The following is a 13,357-nucleotide window of genomic DNA, read 5'->3' on the forward strand; positions in this document are numbered from 1 at the left end:
ATCTAGCGAGGGGAAGCGGCCCACTCGGCCGGCGTGTACGTCTTCATCGACAGCGCGTGCACCTCGTCGGTGTGCATTTTCGCACCGAGCGTCTTGTAGACCCGCTGATGCCGCTGGATCGCGCGCAGCCCATCGAACTCCGCCGAGACGATCGTCGCGTACCAATGGCGCCCATCGCCCTCGAGTGCGATGTGCTGGCACGGCAACCCGGCTTCGATGATGGCTTGGAGTTCTTCAGCGGTCATTGCAGTTATCTGTGGGACGTTATTGTGTTGCGCCCAGTCACTACCTGGGTCGTGAAACGCCGCGGAACCGGCACCGCCGGGCCGCTGGCGTTGCCCCCGGCAGGGGGTTGGCGAAGCGACACGAAGTGCGCGAAGCCTGGGGGCGAGCCGAGCTACCCCCGAATTTTGTACCCGATGCGCAGCAGATGGACGGCGATCGCGCTCACCACCAGCCAGGCGCTGCCGACGATGCCGAAGCTGAGCCAGGGCGAGGCGTCGCTGACACCGAAGAAGCCGTAGCGGAAGCCATCGATCATGTAGAAAAAGGGATTCAGGTGGCTCACGCCCTGCCAGAACGGCGGCAACGAGCTAATGGAATAGAACACGCCCGACAGGAAGGTCATCGGCATGATCAGGAAGTTCTGGAACACGGCCATCTGGTCGAATTTTTCGGCCCAGAGACCTGCGATCAGGCCCAGCGTGCCGAGCATCGCAGCCCCCAGCACCGCAAACACGACGATCCACAGCGGCGCGGCAAAGTCGGGCATCGCGAAGAACATCGTGACGATGAACACGCCCAGGCCGACCGCCAGCCCGCGGATGAGCGACGAGCCGACGTACGCAAAGAACCAACCCCAGTGCGACAGCGGCGTGAGCAGCACGAAGACCAGGCTGCCCATGATCTTGCTCTGGATGATCGACGACGAGCTGTTGGCGAACGCGTTCTGCAGGATGCTCATCATGACGAGCCCCGGGATCAGGAAGGCCGTGTAGCTCACCGTGCCATAGACCTTCACATGGTCTTCCAGCACATGGCCGAACACCATCAGGTACAGCACGGCGGTCAGCACCGGCGCGCCGACCGTCTGGAAGCCGACCTTCCAGAACCGCAGCGTTTCCTTGTAGAGCAGCGCGCGCCAGCCGGTGGCGGATATCAGCATGGGAATCTCCTCGGCGCGTTCAACGGGCCACCTCGAGCGGCGTCTGTTCGCCGGCCATGAGGTCGATGAACACGTCTTCCAGATCGGCCTTGCGCATCTCGACGTCCTCGACCATCACGCCCGCCTCGCGCAGCGCAGCGAGCAATTGCTCGACCTCATACGCGTTCTGCGCCGGCAGCTGGACGATCCGTCCGGTGATGCGCGCATGCTGCGCGATCGCCCAGGGCAGATCGGCATCGGTCTTGAAGCGCAACACGTTGCTCGCCGCGGACTTCAACAGCTCGCTGGTCCGGTCGAGCGCGATCACACGACCTTGCTTGAGCATCGCGATGCGGTTGCAGAGCGCCTCGGCCTCTTCCAGGTAATGGGTGGTCAGCAGCACCGTGCTGCCCTGCTTGTTCAGCTTGGCGACGAACTGCCAGAGCGTCTGGCGAAGCTCGACGTCGACGCCGGCGGTCGGTTCGTCCAGCACGATGACCTGCGGCTTGTGCACCAGCGCCTGGGCGACCAGCACGCGACGCTTCATGCCGCCGGAGAGCTGACGCATGTTCGACGCGGCCTTGTCGGCCAGGCCGAGGCTCTGCAGCAGCTCGTCGATCCAGTCGTCGTTTTTCTTGATGCCGAAGTAGCCCGACTGGATCCGCAGCGCCTCGCGCACGTTGAAGAACGGGTCGAACACCAGCTCCTGTGGAACGATGCCCAGGTGACGGCGCGCCTCCGCATAGTCGCGCTGCACGTCGAAGCCATGCACGCTCACGTGGCCGGAGGTCGGGCGTGACAGTCCGGCCAGCATGCTGATCAGCGTGGTCTTGCCTGCGCCATTGGGGCCGAGCAGGCCGAAGAACTCCCCTTCTTCGATCTGGAAGCTCACGTCGTCGACCGCGCGCAAGCCAGGCTTGCCTTGGGCGCGTTGCTGACGTGAGGGGGGATAGGTCTTGCAGACCGATTGAAAGGAGATCGCGGGCATGGGAAGCCCGCGATTTTACGGGGGCTGAGGTTTTTCTAGGGCGCGGCGGGCAATAGCCCTGCCACGCCATAGAGCGTGGCCAGTTCGCGCAGCCTGGGTGACAGGCCCTTGACCGCAAAAGCGCGACCGAGGGCGGCAGCCTCGCGACGGCATTCGAGCAGCACGGCGAGCGCGGACGAATCGAAACGCGTCAGCGCCGTGGCGTCGACCACCGCGGCCGATCCGCTCTGCCCCGCCAAGCCCTGCTGCAGCATGCGCATGCAGGCCGGTGCGTCGTCATGTGTCAGCGAGGAGGGCAGGACCAGCATGCGCGCCTCAGCCCTTCGTGTTGCTCTTGTTGCGGGTGGCAAGCGCTTCGATCAGGCCGTCGATGCCCTTGCTGTTGATCTGCTGCGAGAACTGCGAACGATAGGTATCGACCAGCCAGACGCCAAGCACGTTCAGGTTGTAGACCTTCCAGCCTCCCGCGTCGCCGGGCGTCTTTTCAAGACGGTAATCGAGCTGAACCGGGTCGCCACGGCCACGAATCTCGGTACGCACGAGGACTTCCTTGTCGTCGGCAGAGCCACGGAACGGCAGGATCGTGACAGTCTGGTCGCTCACCTGGTCAAGCGCGCCGGCGTAGGTCCGGACCAGCAGCGTCTTGAATTCGTCCTGCAGGCGCTTTTGCTGTTCCGGTGTGGCTTGACGCCAGGCGGGACCGACGGCCGACGCGGTCATGCGCTGGAAATTGACGTTCGGCATGATCTTGCTGTCGACGAGCAGCATGATCTTGTTGATGTCGCCGGCCTTGATCGACTTGTCGGCCTTGATGGTGGCCAGCACGTCGCTGGACAGCCGCTTCACCAGCTCGTCAGGCGTCTCGTCGGCCGCACGCGCCGGCGAAACGAACAAGACTGCCGCGCTGAAAAGCATGGCACCCATCAGGGCAAAACGGCCCAGCGTACGACGTTGGATGGTCGCGTTCATTCTTTGATTCCTCTCAATTTAAGCAGGTCGGCAACCTTGTCGATGTTGGACAAGGCGCCGAGGCCCCGGTTCCCACGCACACCTGCCGCATGCAACGAATTGCAAGAGCCCGGCCGGCATGGCGAGACGACTCTCAATAGTCGCCACCGTCCTGCGACGGCTTGCCGTTGTTGACCTCTGCGGCACGTCGCTGCAGGTAGGCGTCACGCGTGAACGAATACTTGTCCAGCGCGGCGTCCCCGATCAGCGACGTGGCCCTCAGGTAGCGTGCACGTGCATCGACGATGCGAAGCACGTACAGCGAATTGCGTACGCCGACGTCATTGATCTCTGACAGCAAACCGCCTTGCACGTCGACAGGCAACGCCACCGTGTCGCGCAAGGTGGAGGGCCCGAGCAACGGCAGCATCACGAAGGGACCGCTGCCCACGCCCCAGTATCCGAGCGTCTGGCCGAAGTCCTCCGGATGGCGATCAATGCCGAGCTCGGTCGCCACGTCCAGAATGCCGCCAAGCCCGAACAACGTGTTCACGTTGAAGCGCATGAAGGTTTCGGCGCTGTCCTGCGCGCGCAGCTGCAACACGCTGTTGACGAAGCTCCACACCTCGGTCAGGTTGCTGAAGAAATTGTGCACGCCGGTCCGCACGGGCGACGGCAGCACGCGGTTGTACGCCGTGGCGACAGGCACCAGCACGGCCGTGTCTACCGCGTCGTTGAAACGGTAGACGCCCCGATTGAACGGCTCCAGCGGATCGGCTGGATTGGCATTCGGCCCGGTGGCGCACGCTGTCACGAGCGCCAGCGCCAGCGCGGCGCAGCCCCAGCGCAATGCCGTCTTGATAACGGTGATGTGTGTGTTTTTCGCGGTCATTTCTTATTGTCCTTCTCCGAACCTGACGGCCCGCTTTCCGCTTTGCTGTAGAGGAATTGACTGATCAGGTTCTCGAGCACCACGGCCGATTGCGTCGACGTGATGACGTCGCCGGCCTGCAGGTTCTTCTCATCGGCACCCGCTTCGATCCCCAGGTACTGCTCGCCGAGCAGGCCACTGGTCAGGATCTTGAGCGAACTGTCCTTGGGAAAACTGTAACGACTTTGCAAAGACAGTGCGACGGTCGCTTGATAGCGCTTGTCGTCGAAGCTGATCGAATCGACCCGACCGACGACCACGCCGGCGCTCTTGATCGCCGTCTGCGGCTTGAGGCCGCCGATGTTGTCGAAGCGGGCGGTGACGGTGTAGGTCTTCTGAAAATTCAGGTTCAGCAGGTTGGCCGACTGAAGCGCCAGGAACAGCAGCGCCGCCGCGCCGATGAGGACGAACAGGCCGACCCAGATGTCCTTGTTGGAACGTTGCATGGTCATTTTTCCTAATTTCTCACGCGCGAGGGAGGACCCGGCGCGTCATATGCTGAACATCATCGCGGTGAGGAGAAAGTCCAATCCCAGGACCGCGAGCGACGCAACCACCACGGTGCGTGTCGTTGCACGGGACACGCCTTCAGGCGTCGGCTGCGCCGCATAGCCTTCCAGCAGCGCGACGAAGGTGACGGTCAGCCCGAACACCACGCTCTTGATGAATCCGTTGCCGACGTCTTTCCAGACATCCACGCCGCCCTGCATCTGCGCCCAGAAGGCACCGGAATCAAGGCCGAGCATCCAGACGCCGACGATGAAACCACCGATGACGCCCACGGCACTGAACACGGCCGCCAGCAGCGGCATCGTGATGACACCCGCCCAGAAACGGGGCGCGAGGATGCGCCGGACCGGGTCCACCGCCATCATTTCCATGGCGCTGAGTTGCTCGCCAGCCTTCATGAGGCCGATCTCGGCCGTGAGCGAGGTACCCGCACGCCCCGCAAAAAGAAGCGCCGCGACCACCGGGCCGAGTTCCCGCACCAGCGACAACGCGACCAGCAAGCCCAATGCGTCCGAGGCGCCGTAGCGCTGAAGCGTGTAGTACCCCTGCAGCCCCAGCACGAACCCGACGAACAGCCCGGAGACCGCAATGATCGCCAGCGAGTAATTGCCGAGGAAATGGATCTGGTCTCGCACCAGGCCGAAACGGCGCAGACTGCTGGCGCCCGGAACGAGCAGTTGCCAGAACAGGCGGGCGCCGCTTCCGAGATCGGCCAGCTTGCTGCGTACCGCGAAGCCGACATCGGCTGGATTCCAGAAGCTCACCGACCGCCTCCCTGCACATGGCCGAAGTCTTCCTCGACGCTCACACCCGGATAGTGGAAGCGAACAGGACCATCGGGCAATGCGTTCACAAACTGGTGGACCAGCGGATCGTCGCTCTTCCGCACCTCTTCGGGACGGCCTTGCGCCGCGACACCGCCGTTGGCCAGCACGACCACGTGGTCCGCGATGCGGAAGGTTTCTTCCAGGTCGTGCGACACGATGATGCTCGTGAGGCCGAGGGTGTCGTTGAGCTGCCTGATGAGGCGTGCCGCCGTTCCGAGCGAGATCGGATCGAGGCCAGCAAAAGGCTCGTCGTACATCACGAGGTCCGGATCGAGGGCGATGGCGCGCGCCAGCGCCACCCGCCGCGCCATGCCGCCAGACACTTCGCTGGGCAGCAGATCGCGTGCCCCGCGCAAACCGACCGCATCGAGCTTCATCAGCACGATGTCGCGAACCAGCGGCTCGGGCAGCTGGGTGTGTTCACGCAGAGGAAAGGCAACGTTGTCGAACACGCTCATGTCGGTGAACAGCGCACCGAACTGGAACAACATGCCCATGCGCCGACGGGCGGCATAGAGCGCCTGTGCATTCATCTTGCCGACGTCCTGCCCATCGATCAGCACCTCGCCGCGCTGCGCGCGCGCCTGGCCGCCGATCAGTCGAAGCACGGTGGTCTTGCCGCCGCCGGAAGCGCCCATGAGCGCCGTGACCTTGCCGCGCGGCACGCTGAAGGAGACGCCGTCCAGGATGGCGCGCGCGCCGTAGCCGAAGCGGACGTCGCGGAATTCAACCAGGGCGGTGTCGGAAGAGGAGGAGTCCATGTCAAGAAAAAGAGCCGGGCGCCTTGTCAGACTCCCGGCTCGGGTTTCCACCGATGATAAATGAGCGCCGCCCGAGCGGCCTCCCCCATTCGTATTAACGCGGCAGGTCGCTGAACCCCATCAGGAACTCATCGACGGCACGCGCGCCCTGGCGACCCTCGCGGATCGCCCAGACGACCAGCGACTGGCCGCGGCGCATGTCGCCCGCGGCGAAGACCTTCGGCACACTGGTCGCATAGCCGCCGGAGAAGTCCACGGACGCCTTGGCGTTGCCACGCGCATCCTTGTCGATGCCGAAGGCGTCGAGAACGCTCGCGACCGGGCTCACGAAGCCCATGGCCAGCAGCACGAGGTCGGCCTTGAGCACCTGCTCGCTGCCCGGCACTTCGATCATCTTGCCGTCCTTCCATTCGACGCGAACGGTCTTCAGGCCCGTGACCTTGCCCTTCTCGCCGATGAATTCCTTGGTCGAGATCGCGAATTCGCGCTCGCAACCTTCGTCGTGGCTCGAGCTGGTCCGCAGCTTGTACGGCCAGTAGGGCCAGGTCATCGGCCGGTTTTCCTCGACCGGCGGAAGCGGCATCAGTTCGAACTGGGTGACGCTGACCGCGCCATGGCGGTTGCTGGTGCCGACGCAGTCGGAGCCGGTGTCGCCGCCGCCGATCACGATCACGTGCTTGCCGTCGGCGCGCAGCTGGCCCTTGACCTTGTCGCCCGCATTGACACGGTTCTGCTGCGGCAGGAATTCCATCGCGAAATGGATGCCGTCGAGATCGCGGCCGGGCACCGGCAGATCGCGCGACTGCTCGGCGCCGCCGGTCAGCAGCACCGCGTCGAATTCCTTGTCGAGCTGCTCGGGCGTGACGACTTCCTTCGCCAGGTTCGTCACCTTGGAGCCCTTGCCCAGCGGATCCTTCGCGGCGCCGACGATCACGCCGGTGCGGAACACCACGCCCTCGGCCTTCATCTGCTCGACACGCCGGTCGATGTGCGACTTCTCCATCTTGAAGTCGGGAATGCCATAGCGCAGCAGGCCACCGACACGGTCGTTCTTCTCGAACAACGTCACGTCATGGCCGGCACGCGCCAGCTGCTGGGCAGCGGCCAGGCCGGCCGGGCCGGCGCCCACCACGGCGACCTTCTTGCCCGTCTTGTGCTTCGCGACACGCGGCTTGACCCAGCCTTCGTCCCAGGCACGGTCGACGATCGCGTGCTCGATCGATTTGATGCCGATCGCGTCGTCGTTCACGTTGAGCACGCACGCCGCCTCGCAGGGCGCGGGGCAGATGCGGCCGGTGAATTCCGGAAAGTTGTTGGTCGAGTCGAGCACCGCGAAGGCGTTCTGCCAGTCGTTGCGATAGACCAGATCGTTGAAGTCCGGAATGATGTTGTTGACCGGGCAGCCGCTGTTGCAGAACGGCGTGCCGCAATCCATGCAACGCGCGCCCTGCACCTTCGCCTGCTCGGGCGTGAGGCCGACCACGAATTCCTTGTAGTGCTTCAGGCGCTCCTGTGGCGGCTTGTAGCCCTCCTCGATGCGCTCGTACTCCATGAAGCCGGTGACTTTTCCCATCGTGCTGTCCTGTTCTTGATTCTGGTGTCGGGGCGATCAGACGGCAGCCGGCGAACGCACGGCCTTCGGCTCGAGGCCGGCCTGCGCGTTGTTGCCACTGCTGGCGATTTCCATCTTGCGGTCGTGGATCTCGGCGAGCGCGCGCTTGTATTCGTTCGGGAACACCTTGACGAACTTCGTACGGGCCGTGGTCCAGTCGTCCAGCAGCTCGCGTGCGCGCTTGCTGCCGGTCCAGCGGTGATGCTCTTCGAGCAGCTTCTTGAGCTGGACTTCGTCCGTCACGCCGTTGTGCCAGATCGAGCGCTTGATCGACGCCGTCTGCTCGGCGGTCGTCAGCACCTTTTCGAGCGACACCATCGACAGGTTGCAACGCGACGCGAACTGGCCGTCTTCGTCGTAGACGAAGGCGACGCCGCCGCTCATGCCGGCCGCGAAGTTGCGGCCCGTCTTGCCGAGCACGGCGACCGTGCCGCCGGTCATGTACTCGCAGCCGTGGTCACCGGTACCTTCGACGACCGCCGTGGCACCCGACAGGCGCACGGCAAAGCGTTCGCCGGCCACGCCGCAGAAGTACGCTTCGCCGGTGGTCGCGCCGTACATCACCGTGTTGCCGACGATGGTGTTGCGTGCCGCTTCGCCACGGAAGTCGAGGCTCGGGCGCACCACGATGCGTCCGCCCGACAGGCCCTTGCCGGTGTAGTCGTTGGCATCGCCGATCAGGTACAGCGTGATGCCGCGCGCCAGGAAGGCGCCGAACGACTGGCCGCCGGTGCCTTCGAGCTGGATGCGGATCGAATCGTCCGGCAGGCCTTCCGGATGCACCCGCGTGAGGGCGCCCGACAGCTTGGCACCGACCGTGCGGTTCACGTTGCGCACCACCTCGATGAACTGGACCTTCTCGCCCTTGTCGATGGCAGCGCGCGACTTCTCGATCAACTTGGTGTCGAGGTTGTGCTCCAGACCATGGTCCTGGTTCTCGACATGGAAACGCGGCACGTCGTCCGGCACGTTCGGCAGTGCGAACAGCCGGCTGAAGTCGAGGCCGCTGGCCTTCCAGTGCGCGATGCCCTTCTTCATGTCGAGCAGGTCGGCGCGGCCGATCATGTCGTTGAAGTTGCGGATGCCCAGCTGGGCCATGATCTGGCGCACCTCTTCCGCGATGAAGAAGAAGTAGTTGACGACGTGCTCGGGCTTGCCCGAGAACTTCTTGCGCAGCACCGGGTCCTGCGTGGCCACGCCCACCGGGCAGGTGTTCAGGTGGCACTTGCGCATCATGATGCAGCCTTCGACGATCAGCGGCGCCGTCGCGAAACCGAACTCGTCGGCACCCAGCAGCGCGCCGATCGCGACGTCGCGGCCGGTCTTCATCTGGCCGTCGGCCTGCACGCGCACGCGGCCGCGCAGACGGTTCAGCACCAGCGTCTGCTGGGTTTCGGCCAGGCCGATTTCCCAGGGGCCGCCGGCATGCTTGATCGACGACCAGGGCGAAGCGCCCGTGCCGCCGTCGTGGCCCGCGATCACCAGGTGGTCGCTCTTGCACTTGGTCACGCCGGTGGCGACCGTGCCCACACCCACTTCGCTGACCAGCTTGGTGCTGATGCTGGCGTGCGGCGCGACGTTCTTCAGGTCGTGGATCAGCTGTGCCAGATCCTCGATCGAGTAGATGTCGTGGTGCGGCGGCGGCGAGATCAGGCCGACGCCCGGCACCGAGTAGCGCTGCTTGCCGATGTATTCGGTGACCTTGCCGCCCGGCAGCTGCCCGCCTTCGCCGGGCTTCGCACCCTGCGCCATCTTGATCTGGATCTGGTCGGCCGAGCTCAGGTATTCCGCCGTGACGCCGAAGCGGCCCGACGCGACCTGCTTGATCTTCGAACGCAGCGAGTCGTTGGCCTGCAGCGGCAGGTCGACCTCGACGTTGGCGTCGCCGATCACGCTCTTGAGCGTGTCGCCGACCTTGACCGGAATGCCCTTCAGCTCGTTGCGATAGCGCGCCGGATCTTCGCCGCCCTCGCCCGTGTTGCTCTTGCCGCCGATGCGGTTCATCGCCACGGCCAGCGTCGAATGCGCCTCGGTCGAAATCGAGCCGAGCGACATCGCGCCGGTCGCGAAGCGCTTGACGATCTCGGCGGCCGATTCGACCTCCTCGACCGGGATCGCCTTGGACGGATCGATCTTGAACTCGAACAGGCCGCGCAGCGTCATGTGGCGACGGCTCTGGTCGTTGATGATCTGCGCGTATTCCTTGTACGTGCTCCAGTTGTTGGCGCGCGTGCTGTGCTGCAGCTTGGCGATCGCGTCGGGCGTCCACATGTGGTCTTCGCCGCGCGTGCGCCAGGCGTACTCGCCGCCGGCGTCCAGCATGTTCGCCAGCACCGGGTCGTCGCCGAACGCGGCCGCGTGCATGCGCAGCGCTTCCTCGGCGATCTCGAAGACGCCGATGCCCTCGACACGGCTCGCCGTGCCGGAGAAGTACTTGCCGATCGTGTCGTTGTTCAGGCCGATGGCCTCGAACAATTGCGCGCCGCAGTAGGACATGTAGGTCGACACGCCCATCTTGGACATGATCTTCGACAGGCCCTTGCCGATCGCCTTCACGTAGTTGTAGATCGCCTTGTCGGCCGACAGGTCGCCCGGCAGGTCCGCGTGCATCGCGGCGAGCGTTTCCATGGCGAGGTACGGGTGCACGGCTTCCGCGCCGTAGCCGGCCAGCACGCCGAAGTGATGCACCTCGCGGGCGCTGCCGGTTTCGACCACCAGGCCGGCCGTCGTGCGCAGGCCCTCACGCACCAGATGCTGGTGGATCGCGCTCGATGCGAGCAACGCCGGGATCGCGACCTGCGTCGGGCCGACGCCGCGGTCGCTGACGATCAGGATGTTGCTGCCGCTCTTGATGGCGTCGACCGCCTCGGCGCACAGCGACGCCAGCTTGGCCTCGACGCCTTCACGGCCCCAGTCGGCCGGGTAGGTGATGTCGAGCGTGGTCGAGCGGAACTTGCCCTGCGTGTGCTGCTCGATGTTGCGCAGCTTCGCCATGTCGGCGAAGTCGAGGATCGGCTGGCTCACTTCAAGCCGCATCGGCGGGTTGACCTGGTTGATGTCCAGCAGGTTCGGCTTCGGGCCGATGAAGCTGTTGAGCGACATCACGATCGCTTCGCGGATCGGATCGATCGGCGGGTTCGTGACCTGCGCGAACATCTGGCGGAAGTAGTTGTAGAGCGGCTTGTTCTTGCTCGACAGCACGGCCAGCGGGCTGTCGTTGCCCATCGAGCCGATGCCTTCCTCGCCGGCCTGCGCCATCGGGCTCAGCAGGAACTTGATGTCTTCCTGGGTGTAGCCGAAGGCCTGCTGGCGATCGAGCAGCGACACGGCGCTGACCGGCGCGGCAACGGCCGGCGCATCGACGCTGTCGAGCTTGATGCGCAGGTTCTCGATCCACTGCTTGTAGGGCTTGGTGTTGACGACGTTGGCCTTGAGCTCGTCGTCGTCGATCATGCGGCCCTGTTCGAGGTCGATCAGGAACATCTTGCCGGGCTGCAGGCGCCACTTGCGCACGATCTTCTGCTCGGGCACGGGCAGCACGCCGGACTCCGACGCCATGATGACCAGGTCGTCGTCGGTCACGCAGTAACGCGACGGACGCAGGCCGTTGCGGTCGAGCGTCGCGCCGATCTGGCGGCCATCGGTGAACACGATCGAAGCCGGGCCGTCCCACGGCTCCATCATCGCGGCGTGGTATTCGTAGAACGCGCGGCGCCGCTCGTCCATGTTGCTGTGCTGCTCCCACGGCTCGGGGATCATCATCATCACGGCCTGGCTGATCGGGTAGCCGGCCATGGTCATGAGTTCGAGGCAGTTGTCGAAGGTGGCGGTGTCGGACTGACCGGCGAAACTGATCGGGTACAGCTTCTTGAGGTCGGCGGCGAGCACCGGCGACGACATCACGCCCTCGCGTGCCTTCATCCAGTTGTAGTTGCCGCGCACCGTGTTGATTTCGCCGTTGTGGGCGACATAGCGGTACGGGTGGGCCAGCGGCCACTTCGGGAAGGTGTTGGTCGAGAAGCGCTGATGCACCAGCCCGATGGCCGAAATGCAGCGTTCGTCCTGCAGATCGAAATAGTAGGTCCCGACCTGATCGGCCAGCAGCAGGCCCTTGTAGACCACCGTGCGGCTCGACATGCTCGGAACGTAGTATTCCTTGCTGTGCTTGAGCTCCAGGTTCTGGATGTTCGCGCTGGCGGTCTTGCGGATCACGTACAGCTTGCGCTCCAGCGCGTCCTGCACGATCACGTCGTTGCCGCGGCCGATGAAGACCTGGCGCAGGATCGGCTCGGTCTTCTTGACGGCCGGCGACATGGGCATTTCGCGGTTGACCGGCACGTCGCGCCAGCCCAGCAGCACCTGGCCTTCGGCCTTGATCGCGCGCTCCATTTCCTGTTCGCAGGCCATGCGCGAGGCATGCTCCTTCGGCAGGAAGATCATGCCGACGCCGTATTCGCCGTAAGGCGGCAGCGTCACGCCCTGCTTGCCCATTTCCTCGCGATAGAGCGCATCGGGAATCTGGATCAGGATGCCGGCGCCGTCGCCCATCAGCTTGTCGGCACCCACCGCCCCGCGATGGTCGATGTTCTCGAGGATCTTGAGCGCCTGGGTCACGATGTCGTGACGCTTCTCGCCCTTGATATGCGCCACGAAGCCGAGGCCGCAGGCATCGTGCTCATTGGCGGACGAATACAACCCGTGTTGTTCGAGGTACTGGATTTCGGCATCCGTTGTCATGGGGCGCACTCCTTCATTTTTTCGCAGGGATCCGGAGCATATTGCGTTGCACAAACAATGCCAAGCATTTTAATAGGGGTCAGATTCCATTTAATTCCCAACTATTTTGTTCGAATTTTATTTGGGGACAGATGAAAATCGTTCTCGGCCTGCTTCGCTGCAAACCAAAGAATCAACTCTGTGGCGTACTTGGACGACGTCCTGCGCGCGCCTTGGTCAGCCGTCGCGGCGTCGACGCCTGAAGCGCCTGCACGAAGTCCGCATCGCCGGCCGCCCAGCCCTGCAGCGTTGCGTCGGTCAGCACCGTCTGGTCGCGGCGGCCGATGCCGGCTCGCACCAAGTCGGCGTAGGCCGCCTCCCGCGCAAAGGGCGTATTGCCGAGCGCCCAATACAGCGGATGCGGCGTCACCAGACGATCGCTCTTCAGGCCGGCGTAGTGGCGGTGGCTCGACCACACGTGGTCGCGCGCCTCCGCCACCAGGCCATCGCGGACCGGATTCAGGTCCATGTAGGCCATGCAGGTCATCAAGTAGCGCTCCGCCTGCAGCACGGTCGCGCGGTAGCGGCCTTCCCACAGCGTCCCGCTGCGTCCATGCCGGTCGTTGAACCAGCGCACGTAGCTGCGCCCGACCGCCTGCATGAATTTCGGCAGCCCGTCGTCGGTCGACGGCGTCGCCAGCAGGTGGAAGTGGTTCTCCATCAGCACATAGGCATGCAGCGCGACACCGAAACGCGGCGCCTGCTCGGCCATCAGCGCAAGCATCCGTTCGTAATCGGCAGGCTCGAAGAACACGGCCTGCCGATTGTTCCCACGCTGGATCACGTGGTGCGGTGCGTTGGCCAGCGTGAGTCGCGGCAGTCGAGCCATGGCAATGTCCGCGGGTGGGGCGAGTCGAGCG

At 64.6% G+C, this 13,357-nt stretch carries 12 protein-coding genes; all 12 read right to left on the reverse strand.

Annotated elements, in window-relative coordinates; genetic code table 11:
• Positions 1-2 precede the first annotated feature (2 nt).
• The 12 genes from AC07PZ_RS22195 to AC07PZ_RS22250 all read right to left on the reverse strand — a co-directional run bounded on the left by AC07PZ_RS22195 (position 3) and on the right by AC07PZ_RS22250 (position 13,326).
• Positions 3-245 (reverse strand): BolA family protein, encoded by a 243-nt coding sequence (locus AC07PZ_RS22195; protein ID WP_495297305.1) that lies wholly within the window; start codon positions 243-245, stop codon positions 3-5.
• A gap of 152 nt (positions 246-397) precedes the next feature.
• Complete coding sequence (locus AC07PZ_RS22200; RefSeq protein ID WP_495297306.1) at positions 398-1,165, reverse strand: ABC transporter permease; 768 nt, start codon at positions 1,163-1,165, stop codon at positions 398-400.
• 19 nt (positions 1,166-1,184) lie between these two features.
• Positions 1,185-2,132 carry an ABC transporter ATP-binding protein gene (locus AC07PZ_RS22205; protein ID WP_495297307.1) on the reverse strand — a complete coding sequence of 316 codons (948 nt, stop codon included), beginning with the start codon at positions 2,130-2,132 and terminating at the stop codon, positions 1,185-1,187.
• Positions 2,133-2,167: 35 nt separating this feature from the next.
• Positions 2,168-2,440 (reverse strand): STAS domain-containing protein, encoded by a 273-nt coding sequence (locus AC07PZ_RS22210; RefSeq protein WP_495297308.1) that lies wholly within the window; start codon positions 2,438-2,440, stop codon positions 2,168-2,170.
• A 7-nt stretch (positions 2,441-2,447) separates the two neighbouring features.
• On the reverse strand, positions 2,448-3,101 hold the full coding sequence (locus AC07PZ_RS22215; RefSeq protein ID WP_495297309.1) for an MlaC/ttg2D family ABC transporter substrate-binding protein: 654 nt from the start codon (positions 3,099-3,101) through the stop codon (positions 2,448-2,450).
• A 133-nt stretch (positions 3,102-3,234) separates the two neighbouring features.
• A complete protein-coding gene (locus AC07PZ_RS22220; RefSeq protein WP_495297310.1) occupies positions 3,235-3,972 on the reverse strand; it encodes an MlaA family lipoprotein in 738 nt (245 codons plus the stop codon).
• Positions 3,969-4,457, reverse strand: coding sequence for an outer membrane lipid asymmetry maintenance protein MlaD (gene mlaD / locus AC07PZ_RS22225; RefSeq protein WP_495297311.1), 489 nt, complete (start codon positions 4,455-4,457; stop codon positions 3,969-3,971). Before mlaD ends, AC07PZ_RS22220 begins: the two co-directional genes overlap by 4 nt.
• Positions 4,458-4,502: 45 nt before the next feature.
• Entirely contained in the window at positions 4,503-5,285 is a 783-nt protein-coding gene (gene mlaE / locus AC07PZ_RS22230) for a lipid asymmetry maintenance ABC transporter permease subunit MlaE (RefSeq protein ID WP_495297312.1), read from the reverse strand.
• The gene (locus AC07PZ_RS22235; protein ID WP_495297313.1) at positions 5,282-6,109 is read right to left on the reverse strand and encodes an ABC transporter ATP-binding protein; all 828 of its coding nucleotides are present in this window, start codon (positions 6,107-6,109) and stop codon (positions 5,282-5,284) included. The genes mlaE and AC07PZ_RS22235 overlap by 4 nt, the downstream gene beginning before the upstream one ends.
• 94 nt (positions 6,110-6,203) lie before the next feature.
• A complete protein-coding gene (locus AC07PZ_RS22240; protein WP_495297314.1) occupies positions 6,204-7,682 on the reverse strand; it encodes a glutamate synthase subunit beta in 1,479 nt (492 codons plus the stop codon).
• A gap of 36 nt (positions 7,683-7,718) precedes the next feature.
• On the reverse strand, positions 7,719-12,458 hold the full coding sequence (locus tag AC07PZ_RS22245) for a glutamate synthase-related protein (protein ID WP_495297315.1): 4,740 nt from the start codon (positions 12,456-12,458) through the stop codon (positions 7,719-7,721).
• A gap of 172 nt (positions 12,459-12,630) precedes the next feature.
• A complete protein-coding gene (locus AC07PZ_RS22250; protein ID WP_495297316.1) occupies positions 12,631-13,326 on the reverse strand; it encodes a transposase in 696 nt (231 codons plus the stop codon).
• Between the last annotated feature and the right edge of the window lie 31 nt (positions 13,327-13,357).

The sequence above is a fragment of the Variovorax sp. GW821-FHT10B04 genome, assembly GCF_059415645.1.